Source organism: Paenibacillus sp. UNC451MF (assembly GCF_000686845.1).
Taxonomy (GTDB): domain Bacteria; phylum Bacillota; class Bacilli; order Paenibacillales; family NBRC-103111; genus Paenibacillus_S.
On the sequence record NZ_JMLS01000008.1, the window covers coordinates 202,546 to 217,285 of the forward strand.

Consider the following 14,740-nt stretch of genomic DNA (forward strand, 5'->3'; position numbering starts at 1 on the left):
GCGGCAATGCCCGAAAGGGGCAAAGCCGCTTTTTTAAATATTTATTTTTTCAAAAGCTCCCAACGATACACATATTCGAATAAATATTCGAATGCCTCTAGATTGCGCTTAGCCTCAAAAGCGTTAGCTCCCCAAGCATAAATCCCGTGCTTGCGCAGCATAATCCCTGGTACCCGAGGGACGATAGCATCTTGAACCAATTCTGCAATTTTAGGAATGTCTGCATAGTTCGGAAGGATAGGGACTTCAATCTTTGCGTCTTCCTCCCATATGTTGAACGCCTTGATCAGCTCCACGCCTTCTACAGGAATGGATTTGCGTTCCCAGAACAGCTCGGATACCAAGTTATTGAACACGGTATGGACGTGAAAAATAGCTCCGCAGCCGGTTGCTTTGTAGATTTCGCAATGGATCAGAGTTTCAGCGGAAGGCTTAAGACCTGTCGCATCGGTTGGCTGTCCTTTTTCATTTACCAGCAGAAAGTCTGACGGTGTATTGACGGACTTATCTTTGCCACTCGCTGTGATAGCAAAAGTAAACTGGTCCGGCGTAAAGTCGCCTACACGGATGGACAGGTTGCCGCTAGTTGCAGGAAACCAGCCTTTAGCCGCCAAAATCGTTTTAACTTCTTTCAGCTCGGCAAATGCCTGCTGCTTTTCTTCCAATTTCAAGGTAGCGCTCACTTTACTTTCAACTCCTCAAGCTGCTTAATAATGTCGTGAAAGTCGTTAAATGCGTAATAGTTCAGACCGAGGTCTCTGCACAAATCTACAAGAATGGAACGTGCAAATACGGTGTCGACCAGTTTGGCGCCTTCAAAGTCGGTAACGCTATCTCCGATCAGAACACGGTGGTACTTGTCCGAAGAGTATCCGCGGATGATCGCTGTTTTACACATTCCGCAATCATTGTGACATTGATCATCGCAGGAATGGGGCCATAAAATCTCGATATGGCTTCCGCTAAAATCGCTGCCATTGCAATAAATATGATCGGTTGGAATGGAGAAAGCGGATAGGACCGGATAAACAAAAAAGTCGATTCCTCCACTTGTTACGAAAAATTCGATGTCATTCTGTTTGCAGTGTTCAAGCAGTTCCTTAAATCCAGGTCGTATGACGACATTATTAATGGCGTAATCAACAACCTCCTGTTTACGAGAGGTCGGTAACAATGCGAACATCTTGCCAACACCTTCGCGAATCGAGATGGACTTCGAGAGAACTTGCTCTACAAGTTGATCCCAACCTGGCGGCTGAAAATGCTTCATGATGGCGACGATATTGTCGTTAACGGTGATGGTGCCGTCAAAATCGCAAAAGATGACTGTTTTCTTACTCATTCTTTTATCCCCCAGGCATCTATAGCTGCCTTCAGTTCAGGATGATTCTCAGCATAAGTTCGGAGCGGCACTCCAGCTTGGCAGGCAGCAATGGCTTGACGGAAGGCTTGTCCTCCGGCAATTGTACCCATAGGATGCCCGTGAATCCCACCGCCCGCGTTAACGATGACTTGCTCGCCGAAATCCTTGAGAATTAAAGGCACGAGACCTGGATGAATCCCTGCGGACGGTACTGGGAAGCTGGTCTTTAAGCTCAAAGATCCATTGGCAGAACCATCAGCGCTGTATACGTAATCGGATGCTTGCTGAGTCAACAGCACTTCTTTGATGGCCATGTTCTCTTCTCTCGGCATGACGACGGAGCCGTATGGGGAAGGGAACAGTACTAGATCAGCTCCAGCAAGCCGCATCAGCTTACCTAACAGCACATTGGCCGAAATACCGTAGTGAGGTGACGGATAAAAGGCTCCTGCCATAGCGGGATGGGCCATAATCGGCACATTGATCTCAGGATGACGGCTAAGCTCGCTCAGTACATCGAAGCCGTAAGAGAGCACGTTGAACAGCAGCGCATTAGCTCCTGCATTAATGGCTTTACGGGCTTGATCCAGCAGACTAAAGGTCGGTCCCGTTAAGTTCGTTGCATACAGAAGCTTTTGCCCGGTTTCGCGTTCCGCCTGCTGGGCAGCCTGGATGCAAGCCTCAACCCGTTTTTCAATCGGCGTTAGCGGGTTTTCGAACAAAATCTCGTCATCCTTTACCAGATCGACGCCGCTTGCAGCCTGCAAGTAAAATTGCTCGCGCAGCGTACTCAAATCGTGTCCGATGACGGATTTAAAAATACTCATTAATAAAGGACGGTCATGAACACCCAGCAAATCGCGGACGCCATACATGCCGAATTTAGGACCAGAAAAAGCAGAGAGGAACGATTCAGAGAAGGATAGATCAATCAGCTTTACACGTCCATCCATCGACAGCTTACCGAATACTGTAACGAGCAGGGCAGGGATATCCTGGCTGAAGTTGGCATCCGGATAAGCAATGGAAATATCGGCATAACGCTCTGAGATAGGAGCGTTGGGACCGGGTTCATGTACTTTAACATCGACGACTTTGCCGAGGTGACGTTCCATTTCAGCTTTTTTAGCTTCGGGCAAGTCCGTCCAGCTGCCAACTGTAAGGCCGACAGCAATGCCTTGAGCTTTCTTGGCGAAATCGGCTTTTTCGTCGTAGCAGCGGTATGTTGCAACACAGTATGAATTCAACACAACGGTACACCTACTTTTATTTAGATTGAACGGCTGCTGCCTGGGATGTAATCGCTTCTCCAAGCTCGCCTGCGCGTTCTGCGGCACGCAGAACGGCTTTGGCAACGCCCGTAGAGAAATCGTGCTGATCGAGCGTCTCAAGCGCGGCTTGAGTAGTTCCGTTTGGTGAAGTGACCTTACGGCGCAAATCAGCCGGTTCTTCTCCAGTGAGCTTAACCATATTGGCAGCCCCGAGAACGGTTTGTACTGTAAGATCTCTTGCTGCTTCAGGGGACAACCCTCCCCGAATTCCACCTTCGATCATTGCTTCCATCATGTAATAGATGTATGCCGGACCGCTTCCGGAAACTCCGGTCACAATGTCAAGCTTCGACTCATCGACTACAGAGACGATACCCGTAGAAGCAAACATTTCAACAGCAAGCTGCTGCTGAGCTTTTGACACTTGGGAAGAGAAGCTAATTCCCGTTGCCCCAAGTCCAATGGAGCTGGATGTATTGGGCATCGTACGGGCAATCGCTTGACCGGGTGAACCGAGTACGGCTTCAATAGTTGCTATCGAAAGCCCGGCGATAACGGAAACTAGCAGCTGGGAAGGCTTGAGCAGTGGAGCTAGTGCTTTCAGGCCATCAATTGCATCCTTCGGCTTGAAAGCGACTACGATAACATCTGCTTCCGTAGTGGCACGATTTTTGTCAGTGCTATCTGTTGCAAAGCTGATTCCATAGCTTTCATGGAGCTTTTTAAGCCGATCCATATCTTGTCTGTTCATCATAGTAATGCGGGAGGCATCGGCGTCTTTCTGGGAGGTTAACCCGCGAACGATCGCTTCTGCCATAGAGCCTGCACCTATAAAAGTAATTTTAGCGCTAGTTAATGACATAGTGGAAGTCTCCTTCTGTTAAGGAAGTTTGTTATAATTAGCCGCGAATTTGTCCGCTGCCCTGAATGCGATATTTGCTGGAGGTCAGCTCAGGAAGTCCCATAGGACCACGGGCGTGAAGCTTTTGCGTGCTGATGCCGATTTCCGCTCCGAAGCCGAATTCGAAGCCATCCGTGAAACGTGTCGAAGCATTGTGGTATACGGCAGCAGCATCCACTTCATTCAGGAAGCGGGAAGCATGCTCTAGGTTTTCTGTTACGATGCACTCAGAATGCTTCGTTCCATGCAGTCGAATGTGCTCGAGCGCTTCGTCAATTCCTTGGACTACGCGTACATTCAAGATGTAATCATTATATTCGGTATCCCAATCCTCGTCGGCTGCGGATTTCATGCTGGATACGAGCTGTAGGGCGGATGCGCTGCCGCGAAGCTCAACGTTTTGATTTGCAAATTGCTCCGCAATAGAAGCGAGGTGCTTCTGAGCAAAGCTCTCGTGAATGAGCAATGTTTCCATAGAGTTACATACGGAAGGACGCTGTACTTTGGCATTAAGGGCAATATTTAGCGCCATATCATATTGTGCGGTTTCATCCACATAAGTATGACAAATGCCGGCACCTGTTTCAATGACAGGCACAGTAGCATTTTTGACGACGTTCTGAATAAGGGAAGCACCGCCCCTAGGAATAAGAACATCCAACAAGCCGTTTAGCTTGAGCATTTCATCCACCGAAGAACGGTTTGGATCGAGGATGAGCTGAACGGCATTCGGTGGAACATCCGAACGACTGAGCGCTTCGTGCATGATCTCTACGATCCGCTTGTTGGAGTGCAGTGCCGCCGAGCCACCTCGCAGAACTACGGCGTTGCCAGTCTTAAGACAAAGACCCGCTGCGTCCACGGTAACATTCGGGCGGGCCTCGTAGATGATGCCGATGACGCCGATAGGAACCCGGATTTTACGGATATGCAGTCCGTTAGGACGAGTGAATTCCTCAAGTACATGACCAACAGGATCCTCTAACTCGACAACCTCGCGTAGGCCTTGGGCGATACCATCTATGCGCTGCTCGTTAAGAGCGATACGATCTAGCAGTGACTCATTGGTACCGTTTTGTCTGCCTTCACGCAAATCTGTTGCATTAGCTTCGATTATGGATTGTGCTTCAGCTACAAGCGCATCAGCTATTAAGAGCAGCGCGCGGTTCTTTTGATCTGTTGTTAATAAGCTTAGCTGTGGTGATGCAAGCTTAGCTAGCGTCGCTTTTTGAACGACTTCACTTGCTGTTGCAGATTGAATTGTCATATTCTTTCCTCCTTAATATCGAGTACGATTCTACAAGGTTAAACCTGTTTATGAACAGATAAGGTAATCCATTCATCGCGATGGATCACTTCCATCCGATGAACCTCAATCCGTTTCTGAACTTCTTCGGTGCTAAGACCGGCTACAGCCTGCAGCTGCCAATTGGCATAATTGACAACTCCGCGACCAATGGTCTGCTGATCCAAATTGACGACCTCAACGACATCCCCGGGGTGGAAGTCGCCGGACACTTCCTTAACGCCGGCAGGCAATAAGCTTCTGCCCCCGACAACAAGAGCGGTTTCAGCTCCCTGATCCACTGTAATACGTCCCTGCGGCATGGAATGAAAGCCAAGCCATTGCTTTTTCATAGGCAGGTTGTGGGCGCTGGTTACGAAGTAAGTCCCGCGGCCGTTCTCCTCGACGGCTGCCGCCAGATCTCCTTCTTCAATAACGCGCCCGATGAATACAGGAATGCCTCCTCGCGTGGCAATACGCGCAGCTTCGATCTTGGACCGCATGCCACCGGTACCGACGGAGGAACCTGAGCCTCCAGCGATCCGATAAAGATCTTCGCCAATTTCGGTAACGCGATCGAGTCTCTTGGCATTTGGATTGCTGCGCGGATTGTCGCTGTACAGTCCATCGATATCGGTCAGGATGACAAGCTGCCGCGCACGAACCAGATTCGCAACCAAGGCGGAGAGCATATCGTTATCCCCGAATTTAAGCTCGTCGACAACTACCGTATCGTTCTCGTTAATGATGGGGATGATGCGATGGCGCAGCAGCTCTTCAATAGTCATGGAGGCGTTATGGATTCGCTGACGATTGGAAAAATCGGAGCGGGTGAGCAAGATCTGCGCTACTCCAATACCGTGGGCGGCAAATGCCTCATGATAGGCTTGCATCAGCAGCGCTTGCCCGACTGAAGCGGAGGCTTGCTTCTCATGCAGCACCTTCGGACGGCTTATGTATCCCATCTCGCGAAACCCTGCGGCTACAGCTCCGGAGGTTACAAGCAGTACTTGGAAGCCTTGTCGATGAAGACGTGACAGCTCAGAGGAAAAAAACACTATTTTCTCACGGTTCAGTCCTCCTTCATCGGATGTGAGAGAGCTGCTGCCAATTTTGATTACGATCGTTTGCTGCATAGATGGATCACTTCTTTCTACCTGAATACAATCCTCAAGTTTCTTGTGATTCTCGAAAAGATAAAAACACAAAAAGCTCCCGTCCTCTAAGGACGGAAGCTTTTAACTTCCGCGGTACCACCTTAATTGATGATAAACATCCAACTTTGACAGCCTTATTAACGGCAAGGTCAACAGCCGTCCAACTCATCGTTGGCCGTTCCGGGGCGGGTTCGGATAGTGTTCACGGTAAATTCTCTCAGCCGGTGGAATTTACTCTCTGAGCGTGAATGGACTTCTTACTATTCCCATCATCACGTTTAATTTAATATTCATTCTAGCATAGCATGCTGAGAATGGTTTTGTAAAGATTGATCAGCCTGTCTCTTACCCGAACAAGTTCAATTTGGCGATACGTTCTACTGCCTCCTGCAAACGGGCCTCTGGTGTTAGTAAGCCAAGACGAACGTAGCCTTCTCCGCTCTCACCGAATCCGATCCCGGGGGCGACGACGATTTTGGCTTCCTCCAGAAGCAAGTCAGCAAGGGAGGATGACGTATGACCCTTCGGTACAGGGAGCCATGTAAAGAAGGAGCCCTGTGAACGGGTAGCTTTCCAGCCGATTTGATCAAGCGAGGAGTAGAGAGCATCTCTACGGCTTTGATACATAGCAAGCAGATCGCTAACACAGTCCTGCGGTCCGGTTAAGGCAGCCGCTGCAGCTTCTTGAATGCCTCCGAATAAGCTGCAGTAATAGTGGTCTTGTATCATATTGATCAAGCGAACAATTTCTTTATTGCCAAGTGCGAAGCCAACTCTCCAGCCAGCCATATTGTACGTCTTGGATAAGGTGTAGAACTCGACTCCGACTTCTTTGGCGCCTGGCAGCTGAAGGAAGCTGATCGGCTTCTCCCCGTCGAGGCCAAGAGCACCATAGGCAAAATCGCTCGCTACGACGATACCGTTTTTCTCGGCGAAACGGATTGTTTCCTCATAAAAGGATGCCGGAGCGTTAACGGCTGTCGGGTTATTAGGATAATTGATGAACATAAGCTTTGCTTTGTTCAAATCGTCTACCGGAATTGAGCTGTAATCAGGGAGGAAAGCATTCGATTCGCGTAGCGGCATGAACGACATGCGTGCTCCGGACAAAGCGACACCCGACCAGTAATCTGGATAGCCTGGATCAGGCACTAGGCACACATCCCCGGGATTTAGAAGACATTGGCTGATTTCGACCAGACCCGTTTTACCGCCGAAAAGAATCGCGACCTCGGTTTCCGGATCGAGATCCACTCCATAGTCTTCCTTATAACGTTGAGCTACGGCTTGCTTCAAAAACAAGTAGCCATTAAACGGCGGGTAGCGATGATATTGCGGATTTTCAGCCGCTTCCTGAAGTTTTTTAACAATATGGGATGGCGTAGGCTGATCAGGATTGCCTTGGCCTAGATTAATGACATCGTGTCCTGCGGCAATTTGCAAATTTGCTTTCCCAACCAGTTTAGCGAAAAATTGTGTGGGCAGCTCCTGCATACGCTGAGCAGGCTGGATCGGAAAAGCAGAAACGTTGGATGAAGAAGAAGCACTCACTATGGTCACACTCCATGTATATTTTCTATATTATTGTCGTTCCAACGGACTAGCATTAATGTATCATGAATCCAAAACGGTGTATAGAACACCGATCGTTTTACTTTTCTTTTTAAAGTGGAGGTGGTAGAATAAGGGATTAGGTTTCACCTTGCGGCATATAGTTTCATTATATGAAACAATTATGGAGGGATTCGAAATGCCGTTGAATTTTCATGATCGAAATAATCGTTCCATGTATACGGGTCGAACTGCCGATTTGGGTTGGCAGCAGCTCATAGAAAGAGAAGTGAATATCAAAGGAGTTAGAGCGGCGGATATCGGCTGCGGGGGCGGAATCTACACGGAAGCTCTAGCCAAACTAGGAGCAGCATCGGTAGTCGGTATCGATTTTTCCTCAGCCATGCTGGAGGGGGCTGCTGCAAGCGTTCATCGTTCTGAGGTGACTTTTCAGCAAGGGAATGCTTTGGAGACAGGACTAGCTGACGAAGCTGTGGACCTCATCTTGGAACGGGCCTTAATCCATCATTTAACAGAGAGTGAATTGAAGGATTGTTTTCACGAAGCCAACCGGATACTATCGAAGGAGGGCACTCTGATTGTTCAAGATCGTACACCAGAGGATTGCTTACTTGAGGGGAACAAGGAACATCTGCGGGGGTATTTATTTGAGCAGTACCCACAATTAAAGGAGAAGGAAACGGGACGGAGACATGCAGCTGAACGTGTCATCCAAATCTTGAACCAGTCCGGTTTCAGAGAGATTGAAGAGTTTCCTCTTTGGGAAATCAGACAGCACTACGATACTTTCACAGCCTATCGCGATGATTTACAGCATCGTACGGGACGCTCGATACTGCATGAGTTAACGGATGAAGAGCTGAACAGGCTAACCGACTATATTCAGAAGCAAACTGGCTTCCAAGATAATGATCCCGTAGTTGAAAAGGACCGTTGGACGATCTGGATCGCTAAGAAGCATTGAAGTTCAGGCAAGCTTCGTCTATGATAGAATGTACTTAAGCAAAGATGAAAGGTGAAGGGTATGACTCAAAAACGTTGGAATATTGCTCTGCTGCAAATGGATGTAGCAATTGGTGAACCAGAGCGCAACTTCGCCAAGCTGGAGGCTATGCTTAACGAAGCTGTTGAAGGCGGACCGAAGCCGGATGTTATTTTATTTCCTGAAATGTGGAATACCGGCTATGCGCTGGAACAAATCCACGATCTAGCTGACAATAACGGCGAGCGTACGATTGCCATGCTATCGGAGTTCAGCCGCAAGCATAACGTGAATGTGATAGGCGGTTCAATTGCCGAGAAGAAGGGCGAGGACATCTTAAACACGATTTACGCTTTTGACCGGGACGGTAATCAGGTAGCCGATTATTCCAAAATTCACTTGTTCCGTTTGATGGACGAGGAAAAGTATTTAAAAGAAGGCGGACGCATCGGGCAGCTTCAATTGGACGGTGTACCTGCCGGGATGATGATTTGCTACGATATCCGTTTCCCGGAGCTGAGCCGAAAGCTCGCTCTAGGTGGAGCTCAAATCATGTTCGTGCCTGCCGAATGGCCTAATCCGCGTTTGCATCACTGGCGTACTCTTTTAACCGCAAGAGCGATCGAGAACCAAATGTTCGTCGTTTCTTGTAACCGTGTAGGGATTAGCGGTACGACTGAGTTTTTTGGGCATTCGATGATCATCGATCCGTGGGGGGAAATATTGGTTGAGGGCAATGAATCCGAAGCCATCCTGCGTACTGAAATCGATCTCGAGCTTGTGAGCCAGGTTCGCAGCAAAATTCCGGTTTTCGAGGATCGCCGGCCGGCATTATACTAGTATATGCTTATGAAAGCAGCCATAGGGCTGCTTTTTTATTTTTCCGGATAAACCTGTCGTGATGAGAGTTTGGTTATAGCCAAATATTCCGAAGGAATTGGAGCTGTGAAGGTGTAATGTAGGTGTAGGTGTAGATACGCCACAGTCAGGGGGAAAACAAGATGACAATCATGGAGCTAGAGCCTATTTCATATGAAGAAAAGTCTGTACTTCGGCATATTATGGAGCTCTACCAATATGATATGAGTGAATTTGAAGATAATATTGATGTTAATTCATATGGCCTTTATGGATATAAATACATCGATAATTACTGGACGGAGGAAGGGCGTTCCGCCTATTTCGTGAAAGTTGAAGGGAAAATAGCGGGTTTTGCACTGGTGCGTGAGCATGAGCCGTTACCGGATGGCACTCCGTGTTACTCGATCGCAGAATTTTTTATAATGCGGGCTTATCGGAAAAAGGGGATCGGTTATCAGACTGCACAACAGATTTTTTCCAAGTTTCAAGGGAGATGGAGTCTGTCCTATCTGAAGAGAAACGTAGTGTCGGAAAGGTTTTGGCGTAAAGTGATTGGTGAATGCTCATATGGTGAAATTACGGAAACGGAACATCAAGAGCTTCCTTCATTTACGTTTTACACATGCATGCCAGGGAGGAGTTATAAGTGAGGAGAACGGAAGTGGCAGTTTGGACTCCAGAATGGGCCGCAAAGTATGCTGAGGCAAAAGAGATTATGGTTGGCATTTTTGGGAGGGAGCTGATTCGGATTCATCATATCGGAAGCACCTCGGTTCCCTGTATCGGCTATGCCAAGCCTATTATTGATATATTAATAGAAGTTCGTGATATCGAGAGCGTCCTTTCATTTAATGAGGCGATGCAACAGGAGGGCTTCATTCCTAAAGGTGAAAACGGGATTGTTGGCAGACGGTACTTTACTAAGGGCGGGGATGAAAGAACACACCACGTTCATATATTCGAAGCGGGTCATCCCTCCGCTGCTACTCATTTGGACTTCAAGGCTTATATGATGGAACACCCCCAGGATGCAGCGGCTTATGGTCAGCTGAAGCTACGGTTAGCGAAGCAATTTCCTGAGAGCGTTCTTCAATATCAAGAAGGGAAGCAGTCGATGCTGGAGAGCCTCGTACAGAAGGCAGCCATATGGGGGGCAGAGCAGCGTCAGTCCGGTAACATTTGATTGCTATATAATGTAAGCCATTTCATTTACTGCTGTTCAACGACTTCCCGGAAAGTGCTCATGAAAGCTTCCACAGCTTTGGATATGTAGCGTCCCTTGCGGTAAGCGATAACTAGCGTACGGGTTGGATGTTGGGATAAGGAGAAGTAAGCCGGGGCCATCTCGCTCCATGCGCCTCGCGTAATCATGTGCGGTACGAAGGCAATACCCATACCGGCGCCGACCAGAGATTGCACCGTTTCGATGTTGCTGCTCTCGAAAACGATGTTCGGCTTAAAGCCCGCATTCAGGCATAGCTCTATTGCAATTTGCCGGAAGCCTTGGCCTTTTTTCAATGCGATAAAAGGCTCGCTTGCCAATTCTTCGATCTGTATCGTCTGCTTGCCGTCCGCTGAAGCTTTGACTAGACGGTGATTTGATGGCAGGGCGAGCATAATTTCCTCTTCGATTAGCGGTTCGTAGGTTAGCGATTCATCCATTAGCGGTAGGGAAAGCAAGCTGATGTCGATTTGGCCGCTGGCCGTGAGATGCTCCAAATTGGCGGTCGTTTCTTCGACAAGCATGATCTCGATCTCCGGATAGCGTGCCTGGAAGACTGGGAGCACAAGAGGCAGCACATGAGCACCTGTAATCGGAAGGCTGCCTACGATCAGCTTGCCCTTACGCATTTGGGAGATGTCTTCCATCTCACGCTTCAGCTGCTCGACCATATCAAGAATTGCCTGAGCCTTTTCGACGAACAGGGATCCGGCATAGGTTACCTCAACCGAGTTGGTTGTCCGTTGAAACAGAAGGACGCCGATTTCTTTTTCCAGCTTGGATAATTGCTGACTAAGCGACGGTTGAGCGATATGCAGTTTTTCGGCTGCGCGGGAGAAGTTTTTTTCTATAGCGATCTGCAGCGCGTACTGCAGCTGTCTTAGTTCCATAGGGAGAGGTCTCCTTTTTTATTTACTTTATCGACTTCAATGTGATAGTTTATACCTATCAAGCTTATAGATATTATATCTTGGATCAATGAAATAAGAAATGCTAAACTATGTGACATGAGATGAATTGATTCGCATTCATGACAATGAGGTGAAACTGATGGCAAAAACTATGTTCGAGAAAATTTGGGACAATCACGTAATTCATCAGGAAGCAGGCAAACCTAGCATTATTTATATCGACCTGCAACTGGTGCACGAAGTAACGTCTCCACAAGCTTTTGAAGGGCTTCGCTTGTCCGGCCGCAAAGTGCGCCGTCCGGATTTGACATTCGCAACGATGGACCACAACGTTCCTACCAAAGATCGTTTCAACATTTCCGATCCGATCTCCAAACAGCAAATCGACACTTTGTCGCAGAACTGTAAAGATTTCGGCGTTACCTTGTTTGACTTGGACAGCATCGACCAAGGCGTTGTTCACGTTATGGGTCCTGAGCTTGGTTTGACTCACCCTGGTAAAACGATCGTGTGCGGCGACAGCCATACTTCCACTCACGGTGCTTTCGGCGCTTTGGCGTTCGGTATCGGTACTAGTGAAGTAGAACACGTTTTGGCTACCCAATGCTTGCAGCAATCGAAAGCTAAAACATTGGAAGTTCGCATCAACGGCAAGCTGAACCCGGGCGTAACAGCAAAAGACTTGATCTTGGGCGTTATCGCTAAATATGGTACAGACTTTGCTACTGGCTACGTAATCGAATACACAGGTGATGCAATCCGTAACCTGTCTATGGAAGAGCGTATGACTGTATGTAACATGTCCATCGAAGCTGGCGCAAGAGCAGGCTTGATTGCACCGGACGAAACGACTTTCAACTACTTGCGTGGACGCGAATATGTGCCTCAAGGCGCTGCATTTGAAGAAGCCGTAGCTGGCTGGAAACAATTGACTACTGATGAAGGCGCAGTGTATGACCGTGTGGTTGATTTTGACGCTGACAGCCTGATTCCACAAGTAACCTGGGGAACTAGCCCTGGTATGGGTACAGATGTTACTGCGCTTGTGCCAGATCCTCAAAGCTTCTCAACAGAGAACGAACGTAAAGCCGCTGAAAAAGCGATCGAATATATGGGTATCACTCCAGGAACTCCTATGACGGACTTGGCAGTTGATTATGTGTTTATCGGTTCCTGTACGAATGGCCGCATAGAGGACCTTCGCGCTGCAGCGAAAGTTGCACAAGGACATCAAGTGTCCCCGAATGTGACCGCAATCGTAGTTCCTGGTTCCGGACGTGTTAAAATTCAAGCGGAAAAAGAAGGCTTGGATAAAATCTTCACCGAAGCTGGCTTTGAATGGCGCGATGCAGGCTGCAGCATGTGCTTGGCGATGAATCCGGACGTGTTGAAGCCGGGACAACGCTGCGCATCGACATCCAACCGTAACTTTGAAGGTCGTCAAGGACGTGATGGACGTACGCACCTTGTATCCCCTGCTATGGCCGTTGCGGCAGCAGTCAAAGGACATTTCTATGATGTTCGCGAGTGGGACTTCAAAGTAAAGCAAGAAGCTTAATTCAATTTATTTGAGTGAGGAGAATAACGACATGGAAGCTTTTAACAAGCATACAGGCCTCGTAGGTCCAGTTGACCGCGTAAACGTAGATACAGATGCTATTATTCCTAAGCAATTTTTGAAACGGATTGAACGTTCCGGTTTCGGTCAATTTCTATTCTTTGAATGGCGTTTTGACAAGCAAGGCGAGGTTATTAAAGAGTTCTCCTTGAACCAACCGCGCTACCAAGGTGCTTCCGTACTGATCTCCCGCGCCAACTTCGGCTGTGGATCTTCCCGTGAGCACGCTCCTTGGGCGATCCAAGATTATGGTTTCAAAGTTATCATTGCTCCGTCTTATGCGGATATTTTCTATAACAACTGCTTTAAAAACGGTATTTTGCCAATCAAGCTGAGCGAAGAGCAAGTGGAAGATTTGTTCCAACGTACAGCTAAGACAGAAGGCTACCAGCTGACTGTTGATCTGGAAAATAAACAAATTACGGACGATCAAGGTCTGAGCATTGATTTTGATCTGGATGAGCACCGTCGTCAGTTCTTGCTGCAAGGCTTGGACGATATCGGTTTGACTCTTCAGCATGCAGACGCAATTTCTGCGTATGAAGCTTCTCACCAAGCTCGTTTGGCTTATAAATAAGCTTCATATGTATCAATTTTTCGCGGCTTTTGCTCCTTTTGGAGTGAAGGCCGCTTTTTTTTATCTATTGTTGATTTATATAACTTGTGATAACATGGATAAAATTTACTTTTTTATGAGAGGTGGAGGGGCGATGAGAATGTATCATTTTGACAGCGCGTCGCTTTTTCTTGATAAAGTATCGCCTGTGCTCGAGAAGCATGAAGCGGTGAACAATCTGCTTCTGGGTCTCCTTCATTTGGTTGCTAAAAGTGAAGCGCAGGGAATAACGTCAACAGATCAACAAATGGTTGCAGTCGAAAACAGGGAGGGCGTTATAGAGTTGGTAGTACTCATTAACGCTAAGAATGCGGTCCTGTATGGTGATGGGCTGGAGAAGGAACAAGCTGTGAAGGCTGCTGTTGCCGAACTGACAGAGAAAGGCGTGCAAGTTCCAGGCGTTGTAGGTCCGACGGAGATTGCGCAATTATTTGCTTTGGAGTGGGCTAGGAAGAATGCTTTGGAACCAAAGCTCAAAATGAATCAATGTATTTATCAGCTCGACCAAGTAAATTCCATCCACTATAGTCGTGGCCAATTGAAAGTGGCTGCATTGCGTGATCATGAACGGGTTGCAAGCTGGATCAAGGAATTCGCAGATTCTATAAACGAGAAGGTCTCTATGGAAGAAGCATCTCATAAAGCACTTGGATTTATTAGAGATAGCTCCGTATATTTATGGGATGACGATGGGGCAGTAAGCATGGTCAAAACGACACGCCCTACAAAACACGGCATCGTATTAAGCTATGTATACACACCGCCGCAATATCGCAATCAGGGCTATGCATCCTCCTGTGTAGCAGCATTGAGCCAACGTATGTTGGATGAAGGATATGCCTTTTGCAGCTTGTACACTGACCTCGCCAATCCGACCTCTAATCATATTTATACTCAAATAGGCTACCGTCCTATCCAGGATTCGGTGATGTATCGGTTCACAGAAAAGCCGAAAGATTAACGTTAGGTTAGGGGGAAGTA

The 14,740-nt window shown here is 47.8% G+C and carries 15 protein-coding genes; 7 read left to right on the forward strand and 8 right to left on the reverse strand.

Going from position 1 to position 14,740, the window contains the following annotated elements; translation table 11 throughout:
• Window positions 1-41: 41 nt before the first annotated feature.
• The 7 genes from mtnB to BP97_RS0112015 all read right to left on the reverse strand — a co-directional run bounded on the left by mtnB (window position 42) and on the right by BP97_RS0112015 (window position 7,528).
• Window positions 42-683: a methylthioribulose 1-phosphate dehydratase gene (gene mtnB / locus BP97_RS0111985; RefSeq protein ID WP_028549319.1), complete on the reverse strand. Its 642-nt coding sequence runs from the start codon at window positions 681-683 to the stop codon at window positions 42-44.
• Entirely contained in the window at window positions 680-1,342 is a 663-nt protein-coding gene (locus BP97_RS0111990; RefSeq protein WP_028549320.1) for a 2-hydroxy-3-keto-5-methylthiopentenyl-1-phosphate phosphatase, read from the reverse strand. The genes mtnB and BP97_RS0111990 overlap by 4 nt, the downstream gene beginning before the upstream one ends.
• Window positions 1,339-2,610: a 2,3-diketo-5-methylthiopentyl-1-phosphate enolase gene (locus tag BP97_RS0111995; protein WP_028549321.1), complete on the reverse strand. Its 1,272-nt coding sequence runs from the start codon at window positions 2,608-2,610 to the stop codon at window positions 1,339-1,341. Before BP97_RS0111995 ends, BP97_RS0111990 begins: the two co-directional genes overlap by 4 nt.
• Window positions 2,611-2,629: 19 nt before the next feature.
• Window positions 2,630-3,496 (reverse strand): pyrroline-5-carboxylate reductase, encoded by an 867-nt coding sequence (proC, locus tag BP97_RS0112000; protein ID WP_028549322.1) that lies wholly within the window; start codon window positions 3,494-3,496, stop codon window positions 2,630-2,632.
• 37 nt (window positions 3,497-3,533) lie between these two features.
• Window positions 3,534-4,802 carry a glutamate-5-semialdehyde dehydrogenase gene (locus tag BP97_RS0112005; RefSeq protein WP_028549323.1) on the reverse strand — a complete coding sequence of 423 codons (1,269 nt, stop codon included), beginning with the start codon at window positions 4,800-4,802 and terminating at the stop codon, window positions 3,534-3,536.
• Window positions 4,803-4,840: 38 nt separating this feature from the next.
• A complete protein-coding gene (gene proB, locus BP97_RS0112010; RefSeq protein WP_028549324.1) occupies window positions 4,841-5,956 on the reverse strand; it encodes a glutamate 5-kinase in 1,116 nt (371 codons plus the stop codon).
• Window positions 5,957-6,322: 366 nt separating this feature from the next.
• Window positions 6,323-7,528 (reverse strand): pyridoxal phosphate-dependent aminotransferase, encoded by a 1,206-nt coding sequence (locus tag BP97_RS0112015; protein ID WP_028549325.1) that lies wholly within the window; start codon window positions 7,526-7,528, stop codon window positions 6,323-6,325.
• 199 nt (window positions 7,529-7,727) lie between these two features.
• Here BP97_RS0112015 and BP97_RS0112020 point away from each other — a divergent pair, with 199 nt between their 5' ends.
• The 4 genes from BP97_RS0112020 to BP97_RS0112035 all read left to right on the forward strand — a co-directional run bounded on the left by BP97_RS0112020 (window position 7,728) and on the right by BP97_RS0112035 (window position 10,575).
• Window positions 7,728-8,513: a class I SAM-dependent methyltransferase gene (locus BP97_RS0112020; protein ID WP_028549326.1), complete on the forward strand. Its 786-nt coding sequence runs from the start codon at window positions 7,728-7,730 to the stop codon at window positions 8,511-8,513.
• Window positions 8,514-8,573: 60 nt separating this feature from the next.
• The gene (locus BP97_RS0112025; protein ID WP_028549327.1) at window positions 8,574-9,371 is read left to right on the forward strand and encodes a carbon-nitrogen family hydrolase; all 798 of its coding nucleotides are present in this window, start codon (window positions 8,574-8,576) and stop codon (window positions 9,369-9,371) included.
• A 161-nt stretch (window positions 9,372-9,532) separates the two neighbouring features.
• Window positions 9,533-10,042, forward strand: a complete 510-nt coding sequence (locus BP97_RS0112030; protein ID WP_028549328.1) for a GNAT family N-acetyltransferase — start codon at window positions 9,533-9,535, stop codon at window positions 10,040-10,042.
• The gene (locus tag BP97_RS0112035) at window positions 10,039-10,575 is read left to right on the forward strand and encodes a GrpB family protein (RefSeq protein WP_028549329.1); all 537 of its coding nucleotides are present in this window, start codon (window positions 10,039-10,041) and stop codon (window positions 10,573-10,575) included. Before BP97_RS0112030 ends, BP97_RS0112035 begins: the two co-directional genes overlap by 4 nt.
• A gap of 26 nt (window positions 10,576-10,601) precedes the next feature.
• Here the strand turns inward: BP97_RS0112035 and BP97_RS0112040 are convergent, their stop codons facing one another.
• Window positions 10,602-11,504, reverse strand: a complete 903-nt coding sequence (locus tag BP97_RS0112040; protein WP_028549330.1) for a LysR family transcriptional regulator — start codon at window positions 11,502-11,504, stop codon at window positions 10,602-10,604.
• A 160-nt stretch (window positions 11,505-11,664) separates the two neighbouring features.
• Here BP97_RS0112040 and leuC point away from each other — a divergent pair, with 160 nt between their 5' ends.
• The 3 genes from leuC to BP97_RS36015 all read left to right on the forward strand — a co-directional run bounded on the left by leuC (window position 11,665) and on the right by BP97_RS36015 (window position 14,720).
• Window positions 11,665-13,083, forward strand: a complete 1,419-nt coding sequence (leuC, locus tag BP97_RS0112045; RefSeq protein WP_028549331.1) for a 3-isopropylmalate dehydratase large subunit — start codon at window positions 11,665-11,667, stop codon at window positions 13,081-13,083.
• A gap of 31 nt (window positions 13,084-13,114) precedes the next feature.
• Window positions 13,115-13,720, forward strand: coding sequence for a 3-isopropylmalate dehydratase small subunit (gene leuD / locus BP97_RS0112050; RefSeq protein WP_028549332.1), 606 nt, complete (start codon window positions 13,115-13,117; stop codon window positions 13,718-13,720).
• 133 nt (window positions 13,721-13,853) lie between these two features.
• Window positions 13,854-14,720, forward strand: a complete 867-nt coding sequence (locus BP97_RS36015) for a GNAT family N-acetyltransferase (RefSeq protein WP_197035452.1) — start codon at window positions 13,854-13,856, stop codon at window positions 14,718-14,720.
• The last annotated feature ends 20 nt before the right edge of the window (window positions 14,721-14,740 follow it).

What these genes read in the sequence shown, in the direction of transcription:
- BP97_RS0111990 (WP_028549320.1), bottom strand. Translation starts at nt 1,342, where the DNA reads ATGAGTAAGAAAACAGTCATCTTTTGCGATTTTGACGGCACCATCACC.
- proC (WP_028549322.1), bottom strand. Translation starts at nt 3,496, where the DNA reads ATGTCATTAACTAGCGCTAAAATTACTTTTATAGGTGCAGGCTCTATG.
- BP97_RS0112005 (WP_028549323.1), bottom strand. Translation starts at nt 4,802, where the DNA reads ATGACAATTCAATCTGCAACAGCAAGTGAAGTCGTTCAAAAAGCGACG.
- proB (WP_028549324.1), bottom strand. Translation starts at nt 5,956, where the DNA reads ATGCAGCAAACGATCGTAATCAAAATTGGCAGCAGCTCTCTCACATCC.
- BP97_RS0112020 (WP_028549326.1), top strand. Translation starts at nt 7,728, where the DNA reads ATGCCGTTGAATTTTCATGATCGAAATAATCGTTCCATGTATACGGGT.
- BP97_RS0112025 (WP_028549327.1), top strand. Translation starts at nt 8,574, where the DNA reads ATGACTCAAAAACGTTGGAATATTGCTCTGCTGCAAATGGATGTAGCA.
- BP97_RS0112030 (WP_028549328.1), top strand. Translation starts at nt 9,533, where the DNA reads ATGACAATCATGGAGCTAGAGCCTATTTCATATGAAGAAAAGTCTGTA.
- BP97_RS0112040 (WP_028549330.1), bottom strand. Translation starts at nt 11,504, where the DNA reads ATGGAACTAAGACAGCTGCAGTACGCGCTGCAGATCGCTATAGAAAAA.
- leuC (WP_028549331.1), top strand. Translation starts at nt 11,665, where the DNA reads ATGGCAAAAACTATGTTCGAGAAAATTTGGGACAATCACGTAATTCAT.
- leuD (WP_028549332.1), top strand. Translation starts at nt 13,115, where the DNA reads ATGGAAGCTTTTAACAAGCATACAGGCCTCGTAGGTCCAGTTGACCGC.
- BP97_RS36015 (WP_197035452.1), top strand. Translation starts at nt 13,854, where the DNA reads ATGAGAATGTATCATTTTGACAGCGCGTCGCTTTTTCTTGATAAAGTA.